Source organism: Hymenobacter setariae (assembly GCF_007713685.1).
GTDB lineage: Bacteria > Bacteroidota > Bacteroidia > Cytophagales > Hymenobacteraceae > Hymenobacter > Hymenobacter setariae.
In genome coordinates this window covers 347,980-374,032 of record NZ_VMRJ01000003.1, presented here as the reverse complement: position 1 = coordinate 374,032, position 26,053 = coordinate 347,980, and the positions used below count along the sequence as shown (strand labels likewise).

Here is a 26,053-nt window from a genome sequence, read left to right as displayed (position 1 = left end):
GCTAGTGGCAGCTAGGCAAGCAGGAGCGCCTAGCTACATCGTTTAAGTAAAAGAGCGAAACAATTACCTTCAGTTACAGCCTACTCATTTTCAAGCTTATACCCTGTAGCATCGCTTGCTTCTCAGGCGAATCGTTATCGGTAGGCAGCTCGGTTGAGAGCACGCCTTGCGCTTGCAGTCGGCTGGCGCTGATGCCTTGCTTTACTAGCTCATCGACAGCTACTGTGGCCCGCTGCAACCCTAGGCGCATGGCCTGAGCTTCTTGGTTATTGGCGTGGCCCACCACTACGAGGTGCGCCTTTGGGAAGGTCTTGAGAATGCTGGCTACGCTACCAAGCTGCTGAGCTCCTTCGGCACCGAGGCGCGCTTGGCCTAGGTCAAACGTCAGGCGGTCGAGCACGATATCATTGGGCCGGGGCAAGTTGGTTTTTGATAACCGCTTGTAAAGCAAGCTTTCGGTAGAGTTAATGCCTACCGTGAGGGTAGCACGATTGATGAGCTTCACAATAAGCGGCTGGCCTTCGCCCTTGGTATAGCGCCCTAGGGCCACATTAAACTTGCCACCTATTTGGCGGGCCAGCGCGGCATTGCCTACGGTGTCGCGCAGTACTGCGCCAGCCACCGCTGGGCGAGCCGCTGCGGCAGCCGGCGCCGCGACCAATGGCGACGCGGCTACCGGGGCCACTACTTCGGGAGTGGCCGGCGCCTCAGTGGCTGGTGCAGCAGCGGGCTCGCTGGCAGGGGCCGGGGTTGCGGCCGTGGCGGCTACTTCGGTAGTTGGGGTTTCCTGTTGCGTGGCATTGGCGGGCGTGCCAAGCAGGAAGTAACCACCCGCCAGCGCCACTACCAACAGGGTACCTACCACTGACAGCATTTTTACATTCTTGCCTCCGCTCACCGTAGGCGTGGCGGCTGGCTGCGGCGGACTAGCTGCCGCACTAGCAGCTTTGGGCTTGGCAGGGGTTGGGGCGGTGGCTGGGCGGCTCACTTCTGAGGCTACTAGCGCAGCCTGCTCGCCTAGCCACTTACTTAGCGCAGCGGGCTCCAGGTCGGCTTCGTGGGCATGCTCGCCCACCGCTGCCAGGGTCATAATAGTCAGAAACCCCAGCAGTGTAACAGCTTGGGCAGGCTGAGCCGTCGATTCGGTGAGAGAGCTTACTTGGGCGGCACCTAGTATTTTTTGGGCAAGGTAACGGCGCCGGTCAGGCCAGCCAATGTCCGTGCGCAGCAGCTCATCCTTATCGGTGAGCAGGCGACTCAAAAACAACTGACGACACATATCCCAGCGAGCATCGGCCTCGCTGGCGTCGATGGGCGCCGCCAACTGGTGCACCAAAGCAGGCAGCGCCAGCTTGCAGTAGGCCTCGGTAGCAGCCCGCGGCAGGACAGAAGCCTGCGCCAACTGGGTCAGCAACTCATCGCTTAAATACTGATTAACAATACTATCTAATCGCATATACCTCGAAAGGCTAGTAAGTAATTTTTGCTTGCTGGTGTCCGGCAGTTTGGGCTGCGCTAATTCGTTTGATTCAGTAAATGCGACGTCGTAATCCTATAAATATACCTTGATAATTAACTAGCTACATCAATAACTGATAAGCTAATAATTTCTACTTCGCAATACTCTTGAGGCCATGTTTAGATGTTGCCAACAAGTTTGTTAGCAGCTACTTTAGACTATGGCCTTGCTGTCAAAAGTACAAATCTATACACTGCAAAATAAAGAAGCTAGCGTTTTGTAGCAAACGTCTTGTAAGACTGGTCGAACCATTGCAAAATGCCGCTGAGCAGCTAGAAAAGCTATTTGTATGTTTTGGACATAAAAAATCCCTTCGCCTACCGCTAAGGCAGACGAAGGGATTTCGTATTATCTATTGTTACTAAAATACCATTCGGAGAAACCTATTACCGATGGCCACCTAGTGGGCGGCATTGAGGTCAATGGCCTCGCCAGGTTTAGCACGCTTCACGAGCAGGATGAGTGGCACGCAGGCCAGGAAGAAGTACCCTAGGGCGTAGAAAATCTGCGTGTACGTGATGAGCGATACCTGCTTCATCAGGGTGCCGTCGAGGGCGGCGTAGGCAGCCTGCTTGGCTTGGTCGAGCGAAAGGCCTTTGTTAATGAAGCTTTGAGTGAAGGCTTGTACGCGCTGGGCGGTCTCGCTGTTGTAGAGCGAAATATTGGGCAGCAGCGCTACACGGTTGTTCTGGATGCTACGCTCGAGATAGGTACCCACAATAGCCACCCCGAAAGAACCGCCGAGCTGGCGAATCATACCGGTGAGGCCGGCCGCTTGGCCCGCATCGCGCCCTTGCAGACCCGCCAGACTCATGGTCGTGATGGGCATAAAGATGAGACCTAGGCCTACCCCACGCGTGATGAGCGGCCAGAAGAAGTCGCTTTCGCCGGCAGTAGGCGAAATCTTGCTACCCATCCAGAATGTGAAGCCGAAGAAGATGGCAAAGCCTACCGGCAACATGGCCTTTTGGGGCACGCCGGCCATCAGCATGCGGCCTACGATGGGCATCATGAAGCCCGAGGCCAGTGCGCCAGGCAGCAGCAAGTAGCCCGTTTGCTCGGCCGAGAAGCCTAGGATGCGCTGGGTGAAAATGGGGAACACAAACACCGATGCAAACAGACCGAAGCCCAGCACGAATGACAGGAACGCTCCCACTGCCAGGTTGCGGCTTTTGGTAAGCACGCGCAAATCCACGATGGGGGCCTTGGCTGTAAGCTCGCGCCACAGGAAGCCGACAACCCCCACTACGGCAAGGCCGGTGAAGAGACGGATAATTCCATCATCAAACCAGTCATTGGTTTCACCTTGCTCCAGCACGTACTGCATCGAGCCCACGCCCAGAATGAGGAAGCCAATGCCTGCCCAGTCAATCTCGCGCAACGGCCGCGGAATAGCGTTCTTAATACGCTCGGGGTCGCGGATGAACAGGATGGTAAAGATGCTGGCCAGGATACCTACCGGCACGTTCACGTAGAAAATCCAGGGCCAGTCGTAGTTTTCTACAATGTAGCCACCTAGGGTCGGGCCGATGGTAGGCCCGATAATTACGCCCATGCCAAACAATGCTTGGCCCAGCGGTAGCTGCTTGGGCGGAAACGTATCAACCAGAATGGCTTGCGAAGTAGCCATCAGTGCCCCGCCCCCAATGCCCTGGATGAAGCGGAAAGCTACCAGTTCCCACAGGTTGGTGCTTTGGCCGCAAGCCATAGAGGCCAGGGTGAAGAGTATTACCGATACGAGGTAGTAGTTTTTGCGCCCGAACTGCTCGGCCAAGAAGCCGGTCATCGGGATGACGATTACGTTGGCAATGGCGTAGGAGGCGATAACCCAGCTTACTTCCTGCTGCGTGGCCGAGAGGTTACCCATCATCTGGGTCAAGGCTACGTTTACAATGCTGGTGTCAATCAGCTCTAGCAGGCAGCAAAACACCACCGTCACAACGATAATCCACTTTCTAAATCCGGTTTCCATATCAAGTATAAGTTGCTAGTTGGTGGTTGTCAGGTAGCGACGAAGCTGCCAGCTGCCAGGCCTGGTGGGGCACTGCCAGCTGGCAACCGCGAACCAGCAACTATTTGCCCGTTGACACGATGGCGTTCACGCTCATGCCAGTGCGCAGGGGGTGCTCGGGGTCTTCTTTGTTGAGCACGATTTTAACCGGGATGCGCTGGGTCACCTTCACGAAGTTGCCGGTCGAGTTGTCGGGGGGCAGCAAGGCAAAGCGAGCACCCGTAGCGGCCGACAGTGACTCGATGTGGCCTTCAAAATCTTCGTTGGGGTAGGCGTCTATTTCCAGCTTCACGGGCTGGCCCACCTTCATGTTCTCAAGCTGGGTTTCCTTGAAGTTGGCAACTACCCAAGTGCGGGCGCTGCTCACGAGGCCGATGAGCTGCTGGCCGGGGCTTACTACCTGGCCAGGCTGCACGCTCTTGCGGCTCACGATGCCGTTGGCCGGTGCCACGATGGTCGTGTAGCTAAGCTGGAGCTTGGCGTTGTCTAGGTCAGTCTGGCGCTGCTTCACCACGGCTTGCGCCACAGCTACTTGCTGCTTGGCTTGGGCCACTTGCTGCTGTGCGGCCGTCACTTGGTTGCGGGCCACACTCACTTGGTCTTGAGCGGTGCTTTGCTGAGCGCTAGTAGCCTTCAGGTTAGCTGATACGGCATCGTACTCGCTCTGCGGAATGATGTCTTGGTTGCGCAGCTTGGTGCTACGGGCTAGGTCTTGCTGCAAGCGGGTGCGGTTAGCTGCACTCACCCCGATGGTGGTTTGGGCAGTGCGCACGTTGGCTTGGGCGGTACCCACACCAGCTTGGGCAGAGCCAACTCCGGCGCGAGCAGCTGTTACCTGGGCCTGGGCGGCGAGCAAGGCAGCTTCAGCCGCGTTTACACGCTGGATATAGTCGGCTTTGTCGATGGTAACGAGCGTGTCACCTTTCTTCACTACTTGGTTGTCATCAACATACACCTTTAGTACGGGGCCCGATACGCGGGGCAGCACGGGGTATACATCGCCTTCTACCTGGGCGTCATCAGTGCTTTCGTGCACTTTGGCAAACTGATAGCGCGTCCAGCCATAGAAGCCGCCGGCCAACAGAATAACGGCCAGAATAATAAACGCCAGCGGATTGCGCTTTTTGGGTTCTTCGAGCGGCTCGGCCACGGCGGTGGGAGGAGCGTCTTGGAGGGTTGATTGAGTAGCCATTGGTAAACGGAGTATTGCTGGTTGGTTTTTGCAAAAAGAAACTGCTAATCAAGACCTAGGAAAAGCAGTCAACACGTATTCTTAAAAAACTATTCTCTTACGAGCATGGTGGGGCAAGGGGCAGTGCGCACCACTACTTCGGCGGTGTTGCCCATCAGGAAGCGGCTAAGGCCCGTTTGGCCATGCGCACCAATCACGATGAGGTCGGCCTGCTGGCGGCGGGCTTCGGCCACTATCTGGGGGGCAGCCTCACCACGCAGTGTATTAACGCTGACGCGGTTGGCTCCAGCGGCCTGGGCGGCGGCCCGGTGGGCACTCAGCTCCGCCTCTACCCCGACCGCGGCCGGGGTGGCTGCCTCCTGCACGTAGAGCAGCCGTAGCTCGGCCCCAGTGCCCACGGCCAGGGCGGCGGCATAGGCCACCAGCGCCGTGGAGGCTGCCGAGAAGTCGAGTGGACAGAGGATGGTGGTGAGAGTCATTTTCAGTGATTAACAGTTAGTGATTAGTGATTAATGCACAGTGAAACAAAGCTTATAATACCTGTTACTCACTGATTACTAACCGTCAATTACTACTTGAGCTACTTCCAAATCTGCTCGCCAGTGGCCCGGCGCAGCTGGTATTGCCCTAGGGTGTAGTTGTACATGGCTTGGGCACGAGCCAAGCGGGCCTGGGCCAACTGGGTCTCGGCGTCGAGCACGTCAAGGTTTTGGCCTACGCCGTAGCGGTAGCGGCCCTGGGCGCGGTTGAGCGCGTCGGTGGCTTGATTTACTTGCTGGATGGCGTTGTCGTAGCGCGATTGGCTGAACGTCATGTTATTGACGGCTTGGCGCACATCGGCTCGAATTTGCTCTTGTGTATCCTCCGTTTTAGACTGAGCAGCGCGGTAGTTAGCGGCGGCTTCCGTTTTCTTCTTGCGGTTGAGGCCCCCATCGTAGATAGGTACGCTCAACTGAGCCACCCCTACCGTGTTGAACCGGATACGCTGGAGGGCGTCGGCCGGCGCCACGCCAGGAATCAGGTAGCCGTTTTTGCCGCCGGCCTGCACGCCTACCCCTAGCACGGGCAGGTTGCTGCGATCAACGAGCTTGGCTTGCAAGTTGGCCGTGGTTTCGGCATCCTTGGCCAGCTTGGCTTCAGGGCGGTTTTCAGCGGCTTTGGCCAGCTCGGCAGCTAGGTTCACGGGCTGCGGGTCGTAGCTCAGGCGGCCTTTCACCGGAATGTCGGCTTGCTGTGGCTTGTGCAGCAGGCGGGCCAATTGCACCTGCTGGTTGAGCAGTTGGTTTTGCTGGTCAAGCTTCTGATTTTGAGCCTGCGTGATGCGCACATCGGTGGTCGTCACGTCAAACTTGGTGCTCACACCAGCGTCCACGCGCTTCTGCATTTCGTCGCGGTGAGCCACCAGCGAGGCAATCTGCTGGTCTTGCACCCGAATGCTTTCGCGAGCGAACAAGATGTTGAAGTACGTTTGAGCAGCGCTGAAAGCCAGGTCACGGCGGGCTACCAACACATTGTCCTGTGCGGTTTGCACCTGCGAGCGCGACAGGTTGGTATTAGCCGCACGCTTACCAAAGTCATATAGCTCGTACTGCGCCGTCACGTGCGCATCGAAGTTATTATTGGGTGCAAAGGCGAGTGTTTCGGCGCCAGGCGCAATCGCAAACTGCGATACTGGGTCAATGCGGGTGTAAGTAGCAGTACCCGTTACCTGCGGCAAGAAGCCGGCCTGGGTTTGCGAGAGACGGCTAGAAGCTGCATTTGCCAACTCGGTGAGGTTGGTGACACCAGGGTTAGCGTCCAGTACAGCTTGCACGGTGGAACCTAGGGTGAGCGAGTCGCTAGCCAACCCGATAGCTTGGTTGGATGCCGGAACGCTCGGCTGGCTCTGAGCCAGCACAGGCTGAGTCAGCAGCGCACCGGCCAATGACAGCCCCGCGAAACCGACCAATTTATATCTTGAAAACATAAGCCCAATGGCGTAGTAGTGTGCCAACTGCTTACCGAATGTTGTGCCAATTGGTTATAGCCGAGTTAACTATTCACAACTCACTGATACACCACACAATAAAACTATTATCAGCTTACCCAGGAAGGCTGAAAACATTATCTCAAAAATAGGGTTTCCTCAAATAGCAGGAATTATCCCTTCTTGTATAGGCATGCCTACCCCAGCTACCGACGATGTTTTGCTGTTGCACCTCAATGAGGCCATCGCTACGATTCGTGATAAGGAAGAGCTATTCCAAATCATTGCGCGCAAGCTGCGCCTAATTTTCCCCTTTGACATGATGGGTGTCAGCATTTTTGATGAGCAGCTGCTCAATAAGCGGCTGTTTTTCAAGAACTATACTACCATCAATCCGCCTGAGCCAACACCGGCCAACATATCTGTTTTCACGCCTATTGCGGGCTCACCGGTCGAGCTACTGCTCGAGAATCCACGCATCCAGCACATTGAACTGCGCGAGTACGTGCGCCAGTACGCTGACTTTGAGCCTTTTCAGCGAATGATGCGCCTAGGTCTGCGCTATATGACAATGGTGCCGATGAGGCTAAATGGCTACCTCACGGGGTACCTCATTCTGGCTACCATCCGGCCACCCGCTTACTCAGCGGCCGACGAGCAACTGCTCGAAAAAATCACTTCATTGGTAGCTGTGGCCGTGCGCAACTCGCTTGATTTTGAGGAAGTAGCTATGCGCGAGCAGCAGCGCACCCTACAGCTCAATATTACCAATGCGCTGCTCAGCATCAAGCAGCGCGAGCCTCTGTTCCGGGCCATTGCCGACGAACTGGGGCGCGTGGTGCCCTTCGACTACTTTGGCATTCGGGTGCAGCGGGCTGGTCAACGCGAGGCTTTTGAGGGCTTTGCCGAGTTCACGCGGCCCGACGATGAGCCCGAAAGTAAGCTAGTGGCCCTCGACCCCAACCGCCACCAGGGCCAACACCAAGAGGATGTTGACGCCATGTACCGGCAGGTAGGCGGCTTGCTGCAAGGTCCGGGCCTGTACGCTGGCGACGACTTTCGGCAGTTGGCGGTGCGCTACCCCGCCATGCGCTACGCCTACGACGAGCACCACGTGCGTGCCATGCTCATTGTGCCCATCTGGCAGCGAGCCGACAGCGCAGCGGTGCTACTGCTAGCTTCTCCTAAACCTAATGGCTTCACGCCCGACAGCCTGACTACGGTGCAGGCGTTGGTGCCGCAGGTAGCCCTAGCCCTCGAAAACCTGTTCGCCTTCGAGCAGATTGAGAAGCTCAAAGCCCAAGTCGAGCAAGAGCGTACCTATTTGATAGACGAAATCAATACGGACCGGCCGGCCGCCGACGGCCTCATTGGCGTCAGCCCGGCTCTGCAGCAGGTGCGCCAGCGCATTGCCCAGGTAGCGGGCACCGATGCCACCGTGCTGATAACCGGCGAAACCGGCACCGGCAAAGAAGTGGTAGCCCGCGCTTTGCACCAAGCCTCACCACGTGCAGGCCGGGCGCTCGTCAAAATCAACTGCGCGGCCCTACCGGCTCAGCTTATTGAGAGCGAATTGTTTGGGCATGAGAAAGGAGCTTTTACCGGCGCCGTAGAGCGGCGCATTGGCAAGTTTGAGTTGGCCGATGGGGGCACCATCTTCCTCGATGAGGTGGGCGAATTACCCCTCGACCTGCAAGCCAAGCTCCTGCGCGTGCTGCAAGAGAAAGAATTTGAGCGCCTAGGTGGCAACCGCGTGCTGCACACCGATGCCCGCGTGCTGGCAGCTACCAACCGCGTGCTCGAAGACGAGGTGCGTGCTGGCCGCTTCCGAGCCGACCTCTACTACCGGCTCAACGTGTTTCCGATTCACTTGCTGCCCTTGCGCGAGCGCCCGCAAGACATTGCGCCGCTGGTGCAGCACTACCTAGGTAGCCTTAGCAAGCGCTTTGCTCGACCAGCCCGGCCCATTCGGCCCGCTGACATGGCCGCCCTGCTGGCCTACCCGTGGCCCGGCAATATTCGGGAGTTGGAGCACGTGCTGGAGCAGGCCATCATTGTAAGCCAGGGCGCGTGGCTGGAGTTTGGCGGCTTTGCGGCAGCGGGAAGGCTACTAACGCTACCACCCAGCCAGGCTGGCCCCGAAGCCCCTGCCCCACCTGCCCCCGCCGAAGCAGCCAGCGATGCGCCCATCAAAACGCTGCGCGAGCAAGAGCGCGACCACATTCTAGCAGCCCTGCGCCGCACCGACGGACGCGTGAGTGGCCAGCAAGGAGCGGCGGTGTTATTAGATATAAATCCGAAAACTTTGGAAGCTAGAATGAAAAAACTCGGCATCCGGCGCACGGTAGTAGCCGGGTAGGTAAGCATCTGTATTTTAGACGCGTTTTTAGTCTTTATACAGCAGCTTTCGATGCGTTTCCTTTTAGTAGTAGCACTATTCACTAGCGGCGGATTATTCAGCAGCACTAGCCAAGCAGTGGCTCAAACCGCCGAGCCTCGCAACCTAGCTACGGATACCTTACAGCCGGCCAACGCGGCTTATTACCGGCCGGTCAGCCGCCTAGGCACCGTGGGCGGCAAGCAGCTGTACGTGTTTATTACCAGCGTGAGCGAGCGCGGCACGGGTATTGAGTTTACTTGGCGTAATCCGCTGACTATGCCTCTCCCCAAGCCAGTGTTTATTACCAGCGAGCAGTTGCAGTGGGCTCGCTTTGATGGCCATTATTACGAGCCCGTTCGCACAGCCAATACTGCTGCCCACGGCCTGGCTCTACGCCTGGCAGCCGGCCCTAGGGTCGAAGTATTCGACGTGGCAACGCCCAAGAAAGGCGTTCCCATTCCCTTACCGGCTCCTGGCATAACCTCGCTGTTTTGGACAGGCACTTTTAGTAATAAGTACAACCACACTTGGTACTTGCGCCGCTCCAGTGAGAAAACGATGACGCAAATACCCTACGGCAAGCAGTTCGCTCCTTTTTTGGCTGACTACCTAGCCGATGCGCCCGACTTGGTAGCAGCCATCCAAGCGGGGGCCGAGGGCTACCGCTACGAAGATGTGCCAGCGCTGCTGAATACTTACAACCAACTCCCCTCCGCTGGCACTCCCTAGCCGGGGCGCAACCCTACTGGTTTAATAGCAGTTGAATGGCTCAGTTAATCAATCAGCTGCTATGCTTCCCCTACCCCGCCTGCTATCGGCCGCCGCACTCCTCACGGCCTTCACGGCCGCAGCCCAAAATGTGCCGCCACCCGCCACGCCCTTCCACATGACGGGCAATATCTACCTGCCCAATAAGCTACCCGCCACCGATGCCCGCGTGGCTGCCCTTAAAGTGCCCACCGGCTTCACCGTCACCAAGTTTGCCGAGGGCCTCGACATGCCCCGCATGCTGGCCGTGATGCCCAACGGTGACCTCTATGTAAGTAACCGCGTGAAGGGGACTATCACGCTAGTGCGCGATGCCAACCACGACGGCAAGGCCGAGGTGATGCGCCAGGTAGCCCAAAAGCCGCACCTGCACGGCGTGGCATTGCAAGGCAATAAGCTTTACATCAGCGCTATCCGGGAGGTATATGTGGCCGACGTGCTGCCCGATGGCAACCTAGGCGAGCTTAAAGAGCTGTACCACGACCTGCCCGACGCCGGCCAGCACGCCAACCGGGTGCTGCGCTTCGGGCCCGATGGCAAGCTCTACCTCTCGGTGGGCAGCACCTGCAATGCCTGCGACGAAGACAACCCCGAAAACGCGACGATTTTGCAGCTCAACACCGACGGCTCGGGCCGCCAGGTGATGGCCCGCGGCCTGCGCAATACCATCGGCTTCGACTGGCACCCCGCCACCAAAGAACTCTTTGGCATGGACCACGGCATCGATTGGCTCGGCGACGAAGACCAGCAGGAAGAGCTGAACCAAATAAAGCCCGGCGCCGGCTACGGCTGGCCATCCATCATCGCCGATGGCAAGCACTACCCCGCCAACAAGCCCAAAAGCGGCGAAAGCTACGAGGCCTTCGATGCCAAGAACCAGCGTCCACTGCTGTTATATAAAGCACACTCGGCTCCCCTAGGGCTGGTATTCAACCGGGCCGCGCAGTTCCCGAAGGAGTATCAAAATGACGCCTTCGTAACCATGCACGGCTCTTGGAATCGCGCACAGCCCTCGGGCTACAAGCTAGTACGGGTGCACTTCAACGCGCAGGGCCAACCCGAACGTTTTGAAGACTTCATCACGGGCTTCTTGGTCGATAATGATAAGTCGGAGTTTGGCCGGCCATGCGGCTTAGTCCAAGCTCCCGATGGCTCGCTGCTGATGGGCGATGACGACAACGGCGTGATTTATCGGGTAGCCTACACCGGCGGTGGAAAAAAGAAGAGCTAAGGCCAACACCCACTAGATGTAACTTGGGCCTTGCGGGTTCGCGCGCTTGAGTAGCAAGCAGCCACTACATGCAGGTCCGTAGGGTCCATAGTACACCTACCTAGGGCGCAACTTTTTCGCCGTTTTTCGCCTTATTCTTGCGAATAATTTTAGCAAAATGGCGAAGGCAAGAACGATTTTTTTCTGTCAGAACTGCGGCGCGCAGTCGGCAAAATGGATAGGGCGCTGCCCCTCGTGCGGGGAATGGAACACCTATGTCGAAGAAGTTGTGCAAAAAGAAACGGCACCGGCTGCCGGTTCTTGGAAGCCCGCTAGCACAGTGCCCGGCGGCAACATGCAGAAGGCCGCCAAGTCGCGACCGCTCGCCGATATTCAGCACGAAGAAGAACCACGTATTTTGACGCCTGATGGCGAGCTCAATCGCGTCTTAGGTGGTGGCCTAGTGCCAGGCTCGCTGGTGCTCATTGGGGGCGAGCCGGGCATTGGCAAAAGTACCCTGATGCTGCAAATAGCGCTGGCGCTCAAGAAGCTTAAGGTATTGTACGTAAGCGGTGAGGAAAGCGAAGCCCAGATAAAAATGCGTGCTGAGCGATTAGCCGATGGCCAACACCCCGGCTGCTACATTCTTACCGAGACCAGCACTCAAAATATATTCCGCCAGATAGACCAGGTGCAGCCTAACGTGGTAGTCATCGACTCTATCCAGACTATGCACTCGACGCTAGTGGAAAGCGGTGCCGGCTCGGTGAGCCAGGTGCGCGAGTGCACCGCCGAGCTGCTCAAATACGCCAAGGAAACCAGCACGCCAGTACTGCTCATCGGCCACATCACCAAGGATGGTAGCATTGCGGGACCTAAGATATTGGAGCACATGGTTGATACAGTGCTACAGTTTGAGGGCGACCGGCACCTGAGCTATCGCATCCTGCGCACCATTAAAAATCGCTTTGGTTCTACCTCAGAGCTAGGCATTTATGAGATGCAAGGCACCGGCCTGCGCCAAGTATCTAACCCGTCCGAAATCCTGCTCTCGCAGCGCGCCGAAAGCCTAAGTGGCATGGCCATCGGGGCCACCCTAGAGGGCAACCGCCCGCTACTAGTAGAGGTGCAAGCACTGGTGACGCCCGCTACCTACGGCACGCCCCAGCGCAGCAGCACAGGCTTCGATAGCAAGCGCTTGCAGATGCTACTGGCGGTGCTGGAGAAGCGCGCTGGCCTGCGCCTAGGGCAGCACGATGTGTTCCTGAACATCGCAGGTGGCCTGCGCCTCGACGACCCCGCGCTCGATGCCGCGGTGTGCGCGGCGGTAGTTTCTTCTCTAAATGATTTACCAATTCCTGGCGATGTATGCCTCGCAGCCGAGGTAGGCCTGAGCGGTGAGATGCGCGCGGTACCACGGCTCGACCAACGCCTCGCAGAAGCCGAAAAATTGGGTTTTAAGGAGATGTATGTGTCACAATTCAATGGCCGCAACCTCGGCGAACAGGTTCGCACGAGTATGCGCGTGCAGGCCGTAGGCCGCTTAGATGAAGTTTTGAATAGCCTCTTTGGGTAAAATACTAGACTGGCTCTCGCGAAAAAATGCGGGAGCCAGTCTAGTATTATTCGTAGCGCTTGCAGTTTAGTAACCGTCATCTGCTATCTTCGAACCGGAAATTGAATTTTCCCGCGGAATCGGTTTGCTAATTACTTTATTTTTTTAGGGGGTTGGACATCTTTAGTACCGACCTGTTTAGTGCGCTATGAACCTAAAATTTACTTCTATTCTTACGTGGGCCACGGGGTTGGTCCTGGCCTGTGGTGCTAGTTCAGCAGCCCAGGCCCAAGCCCCAGCTGGCAAGGCTATTATTATCGGTCATATCAGCAATCCGGTAAATGACACTATCGCGGTATCTATTCGCGATAACCCTTTCGATGCGAAAGAGCGCACGAGCTATGCGCGTGTCGATGAGAAAGGGGAGTTTAAGCTAGTAGTACCTGTAACTTCTTCTACCAAAGCAGATTTAGTATATGGAGACGACGTAGCTGACTTGTATCTAGACCCCGGCACTGACCTCGACGTGCGCTTTAAAGGGGCTGATATGGCGAGCACTGTGAAGTTTAAAGCCAACGATGTACCCACTGGCTTTGGCACAAAGCTTCGCAATGGCGGCAACCTGACCGATGAGCAGCGCCACCGCCAGCAGATGGCAAATGCCAATAATTACCTTGCTGAATTTGACGACCAGTTCGTGTCTAACGACGGTTTTCAGGTTCTACCCGATAACATTCAGCTCTACGAGGCTCCCTTCCTTTCCTTCATTGAATACCGCCTCAAGCACGAGCAAAACTTCTTGGAAGACCGCGCTGCCAAGCAGTCTTTTACCATTGATTTTTATAACTATGCCAAGGCAGAGGTAACTTATTCCAATGCTAACGATAAACTAACCTTTCAAGACCTGCGCGAGCAGGTAGTGAACACGGAAGGGCGCCTCACTATGACGCCCACTTACTATGACTTCTTGCGCAACCCGCTACTCTACAACGACCCTACCGCAGGCCAGAATGAGCAGTTCCAGGAATTTCTGTTAAACTTTGTTCACCACACGGCTGCGCAGCAAAAGCACTTGCGCTCCGACCCAGATTTCTATCCTTTCTGCTATGCGCTAGCGAGCAAGCGCTTCCAGGGCGTGCCGCGCCTCATTACCCTAGGGCGCATTTTGCAGGAATCGTTTCGCTTTGGGCATATCCGGCAGTCGGAAGCCATGCTGGCCGATTTCCGTAACCTAGACACCAAGCACCGGTTCCTGCCCACGCTGGAAAACGATTTTAATAGCCACCGGGCACTAGCCATCGGGGCCCCCGCCCCAGATTTCCGCCTCGTAACAGCCAAAGGCGATACTACTAGCCTAAGCAGCTTCCAGGGCAAGCTCGTGTATCTCAACTTCTGGAAGACCACCAACGGCTTGTGCTTGCGCGACTTGGCCTACGCCCAAGACCTAGCCAAGCGTTTTGAAGGCAAGAACATTGTATTTGTAAACGTGGCGCTGGACGATGCTGAATTGCCTTGGAAGCAGCTGGTAATGGTAAAGAAATTGCCTGGTGTGCACATGCGGGCAGCGGGTGGCTACACCTCGGCCATGGCCCGGGCCTACAGCCTGCAAGAAGTGCCTACTTACCTGTTGATTGGCGAAGATGGTACTATCCTCAATCCCAAGCCCAAGCGCATGAGCAGCCGGGCAGCCGTGGATGAAATCAATCAATCATTTGGCAAAGCCAGTACTTATAGCGCTGCTCTCACGCAGCTAACAAGTGGCGGGGCCGCTGGGCCTAAGTAGGTCGCCCACCCCTCACCTAGGGAAGCCGGAATGCAGCAGCTTGCATTCCGGCTTTTTTTGTGGCTCACCCCTACTGCTAGCTAAAACATTCGTTGCTCGCTACGGCTTACCGACCTTTACGCCTATTATGCGCTCTTCCTCTCTACGCGACGCTCGCTCCTTTATGCGCAAGGCCACGCCACGCCGCGTGGCCAATGGCTTGCAAGTAGTGGCTAGCTACGTGGTGAGCCGCCTCACGGGGCGCGCCCGCGCCTGGGGGCTGCCAGTGGCCATGTCGTTTGAGCCGACCACTAGCTGTAACCTGCGCTGCCCCGAGTGCCCGAGCGGCCTGCGTTCGTTTACGCGGCCCACTGGCATGCTCCCAGCCGAGCTATTTAAGCGCACAATGGACGAGGTAGCTAGCCGGTTGTGGTACCTCATTTTTTACTTTCAGGGCGAGCCTTACCTGCACCCCGAGTTTCTGGACTTGGTGGCGTATGCGCATAAGAAGGGCCTCTACACAGCCACCAGCACCAACGCGCACTTCCTAAACGACGACAACGCCCGGCGCACTGTAGAGAGCGGCCTCGACCGCCTCATCATCTCGCTCGATGGCACCACCCAGGAGGTGTACCAACAGTACCGCGTGGGCGGCAAGCTCGAAAAGGTGCTGGCAGGCACCCGCAACGTAGTAAAGTGGCGCAAGGAGCTACGGAGCAGCACGCCGCGTATCATCTTCCAGTTTTTGGTAGTGCGCCCCAACGAGCACCAGATTGAGGATGCCCAACAGCTGGCCGACGCCCTAGGTGTCGATGATGTGTGGTTTAAAACCGCCCAGATTTACGACTACCAGCAGGGGTCTCCGCTCATCCCGACCATCGACTACTACTCGCGCTACCAGAACAACGGCAACGGCACCTTCAGCCTAAAAAACAAGCTGGTGAACGGCTGCTGGAAAATGTGGCATTCGTGCGTCGTGACCTGGGACGGCAAAGTCGTACCCTGCTGCTTTGACAAAGACGCGGAGTACCGGCTAGGCGACAGTCAGCACGAAAGCTTCCAAACGCTTTGGCACGGCCAAAAATACCAGGGTTTCCGGCAGGCCTTGCTAAAGGGACGCGACCAGATAGAGATGTGCCGCAATTGCACCGAGGGCACTAAAGTGTGGGGCTAACCTGCAGATTTAAACAGGTTAAACAAACTACGCAGCTATCCTCGCTGGCGCCTGGCTGACTAGTGCTACCTTCGCTCGCCGGTGGCAGTCGTTTGGGCCAACCGGCTTATTCTGCACCTGCTTTATGTTTTCCGCTACCCACATCCAGGCCGTTCGCAAAAGCAAGGGGCTGTCGCAGGAAGCTTTGGCAGAAGAAGCTGGCGTGAGTTTACGCACCATTCAACGGGTAGAGCAGGGCGACACTGTACCGCGCGGCCACACCCTACAAGCCTTAGCCGCCGCCCTAGGTGTGCCGCTAGAAGCATTGCGGGAAGAGACCGCGCCAGCGCTAGCGGCGGTACAGGCCCCCGCCCATACTCTCCGAGAAGACCACAACCTTCTGCAACTGCTCAACCTAAGTGCGCTCGGATTTTTGCTGTTTCCTTTCCTGAACTTGATTGGGCCGTGGCTGCTGTGGCGAGCTCGCCGGCACGACACCGAGCATGTGGCAGAGCTAGGCCGACGGGTGCTTGGGTTTCAGATTCTGTGGCAGGTGGGGTGCTTTTTCCTGTACCTGCTAGCAGTGCTGGTGCAGCTGGCAGCCCGTACTTACCAAGTAAGGCTACCGGGCTTATTCCTAGGTGTGCTGGTGCTTACGTACGCGCTCAATGCTGGTGTAGTCTGCTACTACGCCTTCCGGCTTCGGCAGGGTGACCTAGATGTTTACCGGTGGCGGCTTTAAACAAGCCGCCGCACAAGATTCTAGCAACTAATACCTTATCTAAAATGGCGGTGAAATGACGGGAAAATGACGCATGGGGTGGTCGTGCTACCGGCCTAGGTTTGGCTTGTTGTTCACTTGCTCCTCAGCCCTCCCATGAAACCCCTTCTCAAAGCCCTAGCGGGCCTGCTTTTGCTCTTGCTTATTAGCGGCCTAGGTGGGTATTTCTACGTACAGCATAAGTTTCGGCCGGCTCCCAACCAGTTGGTGGTTACAGGTCTACCGCTCAGTAGCCCTTTTGTATGGCAGGCCGATAGCGGGGCGCGGCCCGTGGTGCCACAGGCAGGGCTGCTGCTGCCCATCGTGCTGCCCGGCTGCCCACGCCGCTGCTACGTCCAGTTCGACACCGGGGCACCTAGCTCGGTGTTTTATGCGCACCCACTGGCCGCACTAGCTGCCCGCTATCCCAGCGCCCGCCCGGCGCTGCAGCCCCAGGCCGATACGCTGCGCAACCTGCACTTTGCGCTGGGCAATGGGCAGGTGCAAGCCCGCAGCCTGCGCGTCATTGCCTATGGCAGTCGGCAGCTACCGGCCGATACAGCGGCCCCGCTACTTGTGGGTACGCTGGGGGCCGATGTGCTCGAAAGTCAAGTCCTCGTGCTCGACTATAGTCGGCAGCGCCTTAGCCTGCTGGCGCAGGTGCCCGATAGCCTAGCCCGGCGAGCGGCTTTTGTACCGCTCTCTTTCATGGGGCGCCGGCTGGTACTCAGCGCATCTATAGGCGGCGAGCCCCAACAGTTGCTGTTCGACTCGGGTAGTAGCGCCTTTTCCTTGCTTACCAGCACGGCCACTTGGCAGCAGATGGCCAGCCCCGGGGCGCCGGCCCACATAGCCGCCGTTAACTCGCTCGGCCGCACTCTTACTTCTCATACAGTAGCCACAGCCGCGGCACTACAGTTGGGCCGACTAGCTGTGCCTTTGCAGACAGTTACTTATATGGAAGGCACTACGCTACTCCAGCGCTCGCTCATGCGTTTTTCCGGCATGGGTGGAATGCTCGGCAACCGGCCTTTCAACCAGCACACCCTCCTAGTAGATGTAGCGCACCAGCGCTTTGGCCTTATACCCTAGGTGTGCCTAGGGTAGCCAGGGCTAGTAGGAAGCGGAGTAATAAACCCCACAAAAAATCCTTCCTGCAACTAGTGCAGAAAGGATTAAATGCGTCAGCGAAGCGGCTTATTTTGTGCCCTTTACCAAGTTTTTGCCTAGCGACTCTACTTTCAGGATGAATTGGTCTACGTCCTCGTTGGCGTAAGTGCCATAGGCCGACGAGATGGTGCCTTTCGTGCCATCTGCCGTTTCGATAACGTAGAGAATAGCCATATCATCGGGGTCGCTCTCGCCCTCAAAGCGGAAATAATCGACGATGGTAGTTTCCTCGGGGTCGAAGGTCCGGGCGCTATCGTTGTCCATGGTAGTCAGACGGCCGTCTTGCACGTTAAAATCGTGGGTGTAGCCTTGGCCTTTCAGCTTTTTCTCGACGGTGGTCATCGAGGTCATTTCTTCTTTGTCCTGCATGGCGGTAGGTGATTTCTAAGGGTGTTGGGAAAAGGGGCCAAAAGCAGGCCGCCCCGGCTATACGGAGCCGGGGCGGAGCTGGGTTATGGTTGAAGTTAAGTTTATCAGCGGCGGGCGGCTTGGGCCTCGATTGTGCGCTGCAGTGCGTCGACATCAAGCGCCGCACCGCAGGCGCCGCCGCAGCCTTTAGCGCAGCCGGCTTGGCCTTTGGCAGCAAAGGTCAGCCACACGCGCCGCCCTAGGTAAAACGCCGCTGCGGCACACAGGGCAAGGATGATAAGCAGTTGAATGTCCATAACTGAGGTAGAACTACAGGCGCTGCGGGAAAGTTTAGGAGCGAGTTAGCCTTAGTTGCTAACACTACAATGCCCCTAGGGCCGCTAGTTTTTTGGTGATATCGTCTACGCTGCTGGTACGCATTACGAGCGCGCCTTTGGGGTCGAGCAGCATGTAGGTCGGGAATGCATTGATGTTATAGCCCGAAATAACTGGCCCCTCATCAGTCTGCAATTCTGATAGTTGCAAGCCTACTATTTGATGCTGGCGAATAGCTTTTTTCCATAACGGTGCGGAGTTGGGACTCTCCATCGCAATTCCAATAACAGCCAACTTATCAGGATACTGCTGGTGTAGGGCATTCACCTTGGGCATGGCCCGGATGCACGGGCCGCACCAGTGTCCCCAGAAGTCTAGCAGCACATACTTGCCTCGGTAGGTAGCCAGCGAATGCTTTACCCCCATCGTGTCGGCCATGCTAAAATCAGCTACGTGCTTGCCCACCGTTGGCTGGTTATGCAGCACTATTATGCGCTTGGCAGTTTGCTGCCCATACCAGCTCTGGCGCACGGCAGGCTTGAGAGCCTGTAGCAGCTTCTCATAGTCGGCTGCCGGGTGCTCGGGTTGCATCATCGTTTGCCCGTAGAGCAAATAGGCGCTGGTGCGGGCAGCCGCATGGGCCTGAATAAACTGTCGGGTCTGCTGGCCCTGCTTGGCCTGTAAGGCGCGGTATTCTGCTTCGCTCTTGGTAGGCGGGGCGTCCTGCCACAGCACAGCACGGTTATACGCAGTCAACAGGTTGTTCTCGGGCGTGCCCGTCACCTCTATCCGGTCTAGGTGCTGCTTAGTGCCCTGCAAACGCACCGTTCCTGGCTCAGTCCACACGTTTACGATAACAATACCCCCATCCTCACCGGTGCGAATTTCCAGGTTTGCCATTCCATCGTCGCCGTAGTTTATCGCCTGGGCAAGCTGGTCGTTTACGATGCGCAGGGTATCGATGCGACGCTGCCCCTCGCGGGTGTAGTGGCAGATGGCCTTCTGGCTACCTAGGCCAGCGATGGTGCCCACTACCTGGCAGGTTTGAGCAAAGCAAGGGCTAGCCACGTTGCTGGCTAGCCCTACGGTCAGCAATGTTTTCATAAGGCGCAGATTAAGTGCGCCCTAAGCTACATCTGAAACCCCTCTTGCCAGTGTTTCTTCATCACGGTCTGCATTTGGTCGTGCACCAGGCCGTTGGTGGCTAGTGTTTCGCGGCTGAAAACGGGGTCGCCGTCTTTGAGCCATTGCGTGACGCGGCCGCCTGCCTCGCGCACTAGCAGGATGCCCGCCGCTACGTCGTAGGCATTGATGTTGAATTCGAAGTAGCTGTCGAAGCGCCCGCAGGCCACGTAGGCCAGGTCGGTAGCCGCCGAGCCCCAGCGCCGAATACCCCGTGAGTGCTGCGCATACTCTTTGAGGATGGCCATGTAGGCATCCATGTGGTCGAACTTGTAGAAGGGCAAGCCGGTGGCAATCAGCGTATCCTCGGTGCTAGCAGCAGTGCTCACGCGGATGGGCTTGTCGTTCAGGAAAGCACCCAGACCTTCGGCGCCACGAAAGCACTCATCGCGGCTCACCTCGTACACTACACCCAGCACGGGCACCACGCCCCGCGCCAAGGCCACGCTCACGGCGAAGCACGGCAGGCCGTGAATGAAATTGGTGGTGCCGTCGAGCGGGTCGATTATCCAGCGGTACTCGGTGCTTTCATCGGAGTTGGCCACTGTGCCTTCCTCAGTCACAAAGCCAGCTTCAGGAAACAGCTTTTGCAGGCCCTCTACCAGCATTTTTTCCGACTCTTTATCGACGTAGGAAACGAGGTCGTGCAGGCCTTTGGTCACGATTTTCGACTGGTCGAAGCTGCTTACTTGCTCACGGATAAAGGCGCCGGCTTGGCGGCAGAGGTCGGCTACGGACTGTGAAAGTTGGAGAAGGTCGGGGGTCATGTAAAAGGGGTATTCAGTTGAAAAGAAGGTCGTTGGTCATGCAGCGAAGCATTTTGCTCGCTTCGTTATTGACGCAGGAGATTGCTGCGCTACGCGAGATGCTTCGCTGTGCGCTGCATGACAGTTAATTACTGCTTGCGCACCAGGGGCCCTACTACCGCACCTAGCAACAGTAGTACGGCCAATCCCTGCGCTCCGCGCCCGATGAGCTCGCCGTAGCGCACATAAAAGGTGGGCTCGTCGTTGAGGTGCACGGTGGCACGGCTGGCGGCGCCCACCCACCAGCCGGTGCGCTGGGTGATGTCGCCATGCTGATTTATAAAACCCGAAATGCCAGTATTGGCCGAGCGGGCCACGTCGCGGCGGGTTTCGATGGCACGCAGAGCCCCGTACACGAGGTGCTGCTCGTGGCCGGGCGAGTCGCTCCACCAGCCATCATTGGTGATGATGCCCAGCAGGTTAGCTCCATTTTTGGCATACTGGCTAATGAAGTCGCCATAAATGCTTTCGTAGCAAATGATGGGCGCAACCCGGATGGCCGGTGTGGTAGGAGCCTGAAAAACAGTGCGCTCATCTTGCGAGCCATAAGAGCCCACAATGCCTCCTAGGTCAATATTAGCCAGCAAACCCGCCAGTGCGGGCGGAATCTTTTCGACGCCCGGCACCAGGCGCGACTTGTGGTAAAACTGCGCTGGGGTGGTAGCATCGGCAAAGAACGCGGCCGTATTGAACACGTCGTAGTAACCCGTGTCGTCGCGGTAGCGAGCCGTGGGGGAAGCGTGTTCTTTGTCGGGGTAGCGCCCAATGGTCGTGACGCCCGTGAGCAAACTCAGGCCGGGGTGCCGCGCCAACAGCTCGCGCCTGATGCGCTGTATCTGAGGCTGTAGCTCAAAAGAGGTTTCGAAGAGCGCCTCTTCTAGCGTGGTTTCGGGCCACAGCACCAGCTTGGTTTGGGGCGTCAGGTTTTGCTCGGTGCGTTCGAGCAAGCGACGCAGCTGCTCTTCGCGAGGAATGAATTTCGGGTTTTCGGGAAATTTCTCTTGGTAAGGGTCAATATTGGGCTGAATCACTAGGACCTCAGCGGCAGGACCTTTTTCCTGGTACACGCTGCCTTGTAGGTATGACAGCCCAATGGGAACGACAACAGCTAGTAGTGGCCACAGCCAAAACAAGCCCCAGTATTTGGGCGCACGTCCGTAAGAATTGACGATAGAGAAACCTGGCTGCCGCATTACCCAAGCCACGGCTGCAGCTTTTTCTAAGGCGAAGAATAACAGAATATTCACAACCCATACCCATACCGAGCCACCTAGAAAGCCGGTGTACTCATACCATTGCACCCAGCCAGGCACACTGGCGAAGCCGTTGCCAAGCGTCAGCCAGGGCCAGGTGAGGTCCCAGTGCAGGTGCAGTTGCTCGAAGGCTATCCAGTAGATGGGCAGCGACAAATAGCCGATTAGTGAACCTAGGCGCTCTTTGGTACGACGAAACGCCATAAGCGGCAAGCACATAAGCGCGGCATTGAGCACCACGGCCGCGATGCCGCCACCTAGGGTACTGTAACTGACCCACCACGTGGTAAAGGCGTTCCAGAGCACCAAGAATAGGTACGTCATGGCGAACACCCGCCCGCGCCGGGCGCCCTGCTGGGTCAGCACCTGCTCGAGGCGCAGGTAGGGCACAAAGCCAAGGAACAACAGCAGCGTGAGCGGCGCCGGATGAATGGGCCAGCCCGCCCATAGTAGCGCGGCCCCCAGCAAGGCCAGCAGCGGCGGCGACTGCCCCAGCCGACCTAGGGCGCTAGTCGGCGTCGTCAGGGTCGGGGGCGTCGGCTGCGTCGTCGTCGGAGTCATCGTATTTGCTGCGTTTCTCGAGTTTGGCACCTTCTATTACCAGTACAATTTCGCCCTTAATGGCGGGGCGAGCAGCCAGGGTGGCTGCTAGTTCGCCGAGCGGGGCGGTAAGCGTTTCTTCAAAAAGCTTGGTCAGCTCGCGGCTAACGGAGGCCGGGCGCTCGGGGCCGAAAACTTCGGCCAGCTGCGTAAGGGTTTTCACGATGCGGTGCGGCGACTCATAAAAAATCAACGTGCGCGTCTCGCGGGCTAGTTCACGCAAACGGGTCTGGCGGCCCTTTTTAGCGGGCAAAAATCCTTCAAACGAGAAGCGCTCGGCCCCAAAACCCGACTTGAGCAGGGCGGGCACAAAGGCTGTGGGGCCGGGCAGGCACTCGACCCGCAGCCCTTGGGCCAAGCACTCGCGCACCAGTAAAAAGCCAGGGTCGGAAATGCCCGGCGTACCGGCGTCGCTGACGAGCGCCATGCGCTCGCCCTTGGCCAGGCGTTCGAGTAGGCGGGGCACGACCTGGTGCTCATTGTGCAAGTGGTAGGCTTGCAGAGGCTTTTTGATTTCGAGGTGCTGCAAGAGCCGGCCGCTGGTGCGGGTGTCTTCGCAGAGGATGAGGTCGGCTTCGCCTAGCACCCGAATGGCCCGCAACGTAATGTCTTCGAGGTTGCCAATGGGCGTGGGCACAAGGGTAAGGGCAGCGGCGTCGGGCATGGGGCAAAGGTAGGGAGGCTGGTGCTTAGTGCTTGGGGCCTAGTGCTTAGGCATTTTCTGCGGTTTTACCACTACGCACTAAGCACCAAGTACTAAGCACCAACTCAACAACCCAAACGGCCGAACCTAAGTAAACCCTATTACCAATTTGCTAAGCCCTCCCCTATCATGTCTGTTGACCCTAACAACCGTCCCATCCGCGTCATCAACGACGATACGACTGAAGAAGAATTTGCCGCTGGTCTGCGCATCCCTAATGCCGACCCGCCCAAGAATGAAGCTGCCCGCGGTGGCTTCGGAAACCGCGAGGGCAAGGAAGGCTACGGCACCGACAGCAGCGAAGGCGTAACGGCCACGGCCATGAACGCCCGCACCGATGCACCCGATGACCAGCAGCCCGGCGACAACATGCGCCGCGCCGACGAAGGCGCCGACCAGCGCCGCAACCAAGACCTGCCGAGCCCCGACGACGAACGCGACGAAGAGGGCCGCCGCCCCCGCCGCGGCCCCGTCGATGAGCTGGAGGCCGACGACTTGCGCCAAGGCCCCGACGAAATGGAAGATGCCAACTCGCACGTAGGCATGGGCCAGATGGCCCCCAAAACGCCTAAGCCCATCACCGGAACCGATACCAACGCCGAGCTCACCGACCCCGGTGCGCAAGATTCGGCTATCGACCAAGGTTTTTAAGGTAATGGTCAATGGTTAGTTGTTAATGGTTAGTTAACCAGTGGCAGCCTATCATTAATCACTAACAATTCACCACTAATAGTTAATCATCATGGCAGACCATAAATCAAACAAGCAGGGCGAGTCGCACCAGGGCGGCCCCAACGTAGCTCAGCAAGCCGCCGGTACTGGCGAAGACAACGATAAAGGGCGCGACGAGCAGACCGAAAAGCGTCTGCGCGACGAAGCGCAGGATGCGCCACACACGCACCCCAATCGCTAGCGCTGGCCCTAGTGGCATTGCGCATCGTTTTTAACCTTTAACTACAACTCCCATGGCTACCCACCACACTGAGCAGAACCAAGAGTCGCAGACCAACAAAAACCAAGCTGGTATGCCCGAGCAGCACAAAGCCGACGCGCTGCCTGCTGGTAACCTCGACGAAGCCACCGAAGAGCGTCTTGCCGACGAGGCCGAAGACGCGGGCGTTCGCCACCCCAACCGCGGCCACAACAAGCCCGACAACGGCAAAGGCAGCTACGCCTAGGTCAGCTGGTTTTTCCAATAATGAATGAAGCCCCGTGCCTTTGGCCGGGGCTTTTTCGTATCCTTTCTCCATCCTTAGGCCCCAAACTCAGCAACACATGGCTCGTCGCTTTGCTGCTACCGACCTGCACGGCTGCCTGCACACCTTTCGCTACCTAGTAGAACACGAGCTGCGCCTGCGCCCCACCGACACGCTATATCTGCTGGGTGACTATGTGAACAAGGGCCCCGACAGCTGCGGCGTGCTCGACTACCTGATGCAGCTGCAAGGCCTAGGGTACCAAGTGCAGTGCCTGCGTGGCAACCACGAGAAAGAGTTGCTCGACACCATCCACGGCACGCCCAATGCCAACCACATGTGGAAGCTCGAAGCCGAGCGCGACATGGTGCTCGCTAGCTTTGGCGTGGCACAGGCCACCGACATCCCGGCCCACTACGTGGCCTGGATGCAGGCCTTGCCGCTAGAGTTGGAGCTACCCGATTTCGTACTGGTGCACGCGGGCTACAACTTTGCTTTGCCACCAGCCGAAATGCGCCACGATGCGCATAGTATACTTTATACCAAGCATTTTGTGTTTGACCCCTCACGCCTAGGTGGTAAGCGCCTGCTGCATGGCCACGTGCCGACGCCCGTAGCCGATATAAAAGTCAGTGTAGCAGCTAAGGCCGGAGCCATTGGTTTGGATGCGGGCGGCGTGTACCGACACAACCCTGAGCTGCGCCACCTAGCCGCACTAAACCTCGACAGCTGGGAGCTGCACCTAGTAGAAAACCTGGAAGAATTGTACCCTATCGCCAAGCGCTAAAGTCTGGGCCTACCTAGGTGGCTGCTATTATTAGCGGGCGGGCTACGGCATCCCGCACGAGGCGGTTGTACTTTTGGGGCCATGCAAGCCACTGCCCCAACCCTCGCCCCCGCTGCCGTGCACGACACGGCTATCTTCGCTCTCATCGAGCAGGAACGCCAGCGCCAAACCCACGGCCTTGAGCTCATTGCCTCCGAAAACTACGTTTCCGACCAAGTAATGGCGGCGCAGGGCTCGGTGCTCACCAATAAGTACGCCGAAGGCCTACCCGGCAAACGCTACTATGGTGGCTGCGAAGTAGTCGACCAAGTAGAGCAGTTGGCTATCGACCGCATCAAGGAGCTATTTGGGGTGGCCTGGGCCAACGTGCAGCCTCACTCGGGCGCGCAGGCCAATGCGGCCGTAATGCTAGCCTGCCTGCAGCCCGGCGATAAAATTCTGGGCTTCGACCTCAGCCACGGCGGCCACCTCACCCACGGCTCGCCCGTCAACTTCTCGGGCAAGCTCTACCAGCCTAGCTTCTATGGCGTAGAAAAAGAGACTGGTCTCATCGACTGGGACAAAGTAGTAGACACCGCCCGCCGCGAGCGCCCCAAGCTCATCATCTGCGGCGCGTCGGCCTACTCGCGCGACTGGAACTACGAGGCCCTGCGCCGCGCCGCCGACGAAGTAGGCGCCCTGCTGCTAGCCGATATTTCGCACCCCAGCGGCCTCATCGCCAAGGGTTTGCTCAACAATCCCTTCCAGCACTGCCACATCGTGACTACCACCACGCACAAAACGCTGCGTGGCCCCCGCGGTGGCCTCATCATGCTGGGCCAAGACTTCGACAACCCCTATGGCCTGAAGACGCCTAAGGGCGAAACGCGTCCCATGTCGGCCCTGCTCGACTCGGCTGTGTTCCCTGGCACTCAGGGCGGCCCGCTCGAGCACGTTATTGCAGCTAAGGCTGTTGCCTTCGGCGAGGCCCTAGGTGAGGGCTACACTAAGTACGCTCACCAAGTGCAGAAGAATGCTCAGGCGCTGGCCAAGGAATTCCTGAACCGCGGCTATGACATCATTTCGGGCGGCACCGACAACCACTTGATGCTCATTGACCTGCGCTCGAAGGGCTTGACGGGCAAACTGGCCGAAAACACCTTGGTGCAGGCCGATATCACCATCAACAAGAACATGGTACCGTTCGACGACAAGTCGCCGTTCGTGACCAGCGGCATCCGGATTGGCTCGGCTGCCGTAACTACCCGCGGCCTGGTCGAAACTGACATGGCGCGCATTGTGGAGCTCATTGACGAGGCCCTCATGCACCACGCCGACGCTGGCCGCCTAGCTGGCGTGCGCACCCAGGTCAACGAGTGGCTGCAAGGCTACCCGCTGTTTCAAGCCTAAGCTGACT

Annotated in this window: 24 protein-coding genes; 13 read left to right on the top strand and 11 right to left on the bottom strand. The window is 57.7% G+C overall.

The window, feature by feature from the left end; genetic code table 11:
• Positions 1-73 precede the first annotated feature (73 nt).
• The 5 genes from FNT36_RS12640 to FNT36_RS12620 all read right to left on the bottom strand — a co-directional run bounded on the left by FNT36_RS12640 (position 74) and on the right by FNT36_RS12620 (position 6,688).
• The gene (locus FNT36_RS12640; RefSeq protein ID WP_144848125.1) at positions 74-1,456 is read right to left on the bottom strand and encodes an OmpA family protein; all 1,383 of its coding nucleotides are present in this window, start codon (positions 1,454-1,456) and stop codon (positions 74-76) included.
• A gap of 463 nt (positions 1,457-1,919) precedes the next feature.
• Positions 1,920-3,491, bottom strand: coding sequence for a DHA2 family efflux MFS transporter permease subunit (locus FNT36_RS12635; RefSeq protein ID WP_144848123.1), 1,572 nt, complete (start codon positions 3,489-3,491; stop codon positions 1,920-1,922).
• A 100-nt stretch (positions 3,492-3,591) separates the two neighbouring features.
• Positions 3,592-4,722 (bottom strand): HlyD family secretion protein, encoded by a 1,131-nt coding sequence (locus FNT36_RS12630; protein WP_144848121.1) that lies wholly within the window; start codon positions 4,720-4,722, stop codon positions 3,592-3,594.
• 89 nt (positions 4,723-4,811) lie between these two features.
• Positions 4,812-5,201 (bottom strand): universal stress protein, encoded by a 390-nt coding sequence (locus FNT36_RS12625; RefSeq protein ID WP_144848119.1) that lies wholly within the window; start codon positions 5,199-5,201, stop codon positions 4,812-4,814.
• Positions 5,202-5,302: 101 nt separating this feature from the next.
• Positions 5,303-6,688: a TolC family protein gene (locus FNT36_RS12620; RefSeq protein ID WP_144848117.1), complete on the bottom strand. Its 1,386-nt coding sequence runs from the start codon at positions 6,686-6,688 to the stop codon at positions 5,303-5,305.
• A 193-nt stretch (positions 6,689-6,881) separates the two neighbouring features.
• Here FNT36_RS12620 and FNT36_RS12615 point away from each other — a divergent pair, with 193 nt between their 5' ends.
• The 8 genes from FNT36_RS12615 (at position 6,882) to FNT36_RS12580 (ending at position 17,368) form a co-directional block, all read left to right on the top strand.
• Positions 6,882-9,047, top strand: a complete 2,166-nt coding sequence (locus tag FNT36_RS12615; RefSeq protein ID WP_144848115.1) for a sigma 54-interacting transcriptional regulator — start codon at positions 6,882-6,884, stop codon at positions 9,045-9,047.
• A 51-nt stretch (positions 9,048-9,098) separates the two neighbouring features.
• A complete protein-coding gene (locus tag FNT36_RS12610) occupies positions 9,099-9,797 on the top strand; it encodes a hypothetical protein (RefSeq protein WP_144848113.1) in 699 nt (232 codons plus the stop codon).
• A 61-nt stretch (positions 9,798-9,858) separates the two neighbouring features.
• Entirely contained in the window at positions 9,859-11,067 is a 1,209-nt protein-coding gene (locus tag FNT36_RS12605; protein WP_144848110.1) for a PQQ-dependent sugar dehydrogenase, read from the top strand.
• Between the two features lie 157 nt (positions 11,068-11,224).
• On the top strand, positions 11,225-12,622 hold the full coding sequence (gene radA, locus FNT36_RS12600) for a DNA repair protein RadA (RefSeq protein WP_144848108.1): 1,398 nt from the start codon (positions 11,225-11,227) through the stop codon (positions 12,620-12,622).
• A 187-nt stretch (positions 12,623-12,809) separates the two neighbouring features.
• On the top strand, positions 12,810-14,384 hold the full coding sequence (locus tag FNT36_RS12595) for a TlpA family protein disulfide reductase (RefSeq protein WP_144848106.1): 1,575 nt from the start codon (positions 12,810-12,812) through the stop codon (positions 14,382-14,384).
• Between the two features lie 127 nt (positions 14,385-14,511).
• A complete protein-coding gene (locus FNT36_RS12590) occupies positions 14,512-15,537 on the top strand; it encodes an SPASM domain-containing protein (RefSeq protein WP_144848104.1) in 1,026 nt (341 codons plus the stop codon).
• Positions 15,538-15,661: 124 nt separating this feature from the next.
• Positions 15,662-16,258 (top strand): helix-turn-helix domain-containing protein, encoded by a 597-nt coding sequence (locus FNT36_RS12585; RefSeq protein WP_144848102.1) that lies wholly within the window; start codon positions 15,662-15,664, stop codon positions 16,256-16,258.
• 135 nt (positions 16,259-16,393) lie between these two features.
• Positions 16,394-17,368, top strand: a complete 975-nt coding sequence (locus tag FNT36_RS12580) for a hypothetical protein (protein WP_144848100.1) — start codon at positions 16,394-16,396, stop codon at positions 17,366-17,368.
• 105 nt (positions 17,369-17,473) lie between these two features.
• Here the strand turns inward: FNT36_RS12580 and FNT36_RS12575 are convergent, their stop codons facing one another.
• The 6 genes from FNT36_RS12575 to rsmI all read right to left on the bottom strand — a co-directional run bounded on the left by FNT36_RS12575 (position 17,474) and on the right by rsmI (position 22,635).
• Positions 17,474-17,815 carry a hypothetical protein gene (locus FNT36_RS12575; protein ID WP_144848098.1) on the bottom strand — a complete coding sequence of 114 codons (342 nt, stop codon included), beginning with the start codon at positions 17,813-17,815 and terminating at the stop codon, positions 17,474-17,476.
• A 104-nt stretch (positions 17,816-17,919) separates the two neighbouring features.
• The gene (locus tag FNT36_RS25475; protein ID WP_233635876.1) at positions 17,920-18,111 is read right to left on the bottom strand and encodes a FeoB-associated Cys-rich membrane protein; all 192 of its coding nucleotides are present in this window, start codon (positions 18,109-18,111) and stop codon (positions 17,920-17,922) included.
• 64 nt (positions 18,112-18,175) lie between these two features.
• Positions 18,176-19,234: a TlpA disulfide reductase family protein gene (locus FNT36_RS12565; protein WP_144848096.1), complete on the bottom strand. Its 1,059-nt coding sequence runs from the start codon at positions 19,232-19,234 to the stop codon at positions 18,176-18,178.
• Between the two features lie 26 nt (positions 19,235-19,260).
• Positions 19,261-20,079 (bottom strand): inositol monophosphatase family protein, encoded by an 819-nt coding sequence (locus tag FNT36_RS12560; RefSeq protein WP_144848094.1) that lies wholly within the window; start codon positions 20,077-20,079, stop codon positions 19,261-19,263.
• Positions 20,080-20,207: 128 nt separating this feature from the next.
• Positions 20,208-21,932, bottom strand: coding sequence for an apolipoprotein N-acyltransferase (gene lnt / locus FNT36_RS12555; RefSeq protein ID WP_144848092.1), 1,725 nt, complete (start codon positions 21,930-21,932; stop codon positions 20,208-20,210).
• Positions 21,880-22,635: a 16S rRNA (cytidine(1402)-2'-O)-methyltransferase gene (rsmI, locus tag FNT36_RS12550; protein ID WP_144848090.1), complete on the bottom strand. Its 756-nt coding sequence runs from the start codon at positions 22,633-22,635 to the stop codon at positions 21,880-21,882. Before rsmI ends, lnt begins: the two co-directional genes overlap by 53 nt.
• A gap of 168 nt (positions 22,636-22,803) precedes the next feature.
• Here rsmI and FNT36_RS12545 point away from each other — a divergent pair, with 168 nt between their 5' ends.
• The 5 genes from FNT36_RS12545 to FNT36_RS12530 all read left to right on the top strand — a co-directional run bounded on the left by FNT36_RS12545 (position 22,804) and on the right by FNT36_RS12530 (position 26,046).
• On the top strand, positions 22,804-23,325 hold the full coding sequence (locus FNT36_RS12545) for a hypothetical protein (protein ID WP_144848088.1): 522 nt from the start codon (positions 22,804-22,806) through the stop codon (positions 23,323-23,325).
• Positions 23,326-23,416: 91 nt separating this feature from the next.
• Positions 23,417-23,587 (top strand): hypothetical protein, encoded by a 171-nt coding sequence (locus FNT36_RS25470; protein WP_233635875.1) that lies wholly within the window; start codon positions 23,417-23,419, stop codon positions 23,585-23,587.
• Positions 23,588-23,639: 52 nt separating this feature from the next.
• Positions 23,640-23,852 carry a hypothetical protein gene (locus FNT36_RS12540; protein ID WP_144848086.1) on the top strand — a complete coding sequence of 71 codons (213 nt, stop codon included), beginning with the start codon at positions 23,640-23,642 and terminating at the stop codon, positions 23,850-23,852.
• A gap of 97 nt (positions 23,853-23,949) precedes the next feature.
• The gene (locus tag FNT36_RS12535; protein WP_144848084.1) at positions 23,950-24,657 is read left to right on the top strand and encodes a metallophosphoesterase family protein; all 708 of its coding nucleotides are present in this window, start codon (positions 23,950-23,952) and stop codon (positions 24,655-24,657) included.
• An 81-nt stretch (positions 24,658-24,738) separates the two neighbouring features.
• Complete coding sequence (locus tag FNT36_RS12530; RefSeq protein WP_144848082.1) at positions 24,739-26,046, top strand: serine hydroxymethyltransferase; 1,308 nt, start codon at positions 24,739-24,741, stop codon at positions 26,044-26,046.
• Positions 26,047-26,053 lie beyond the last annotated feature (7 nt).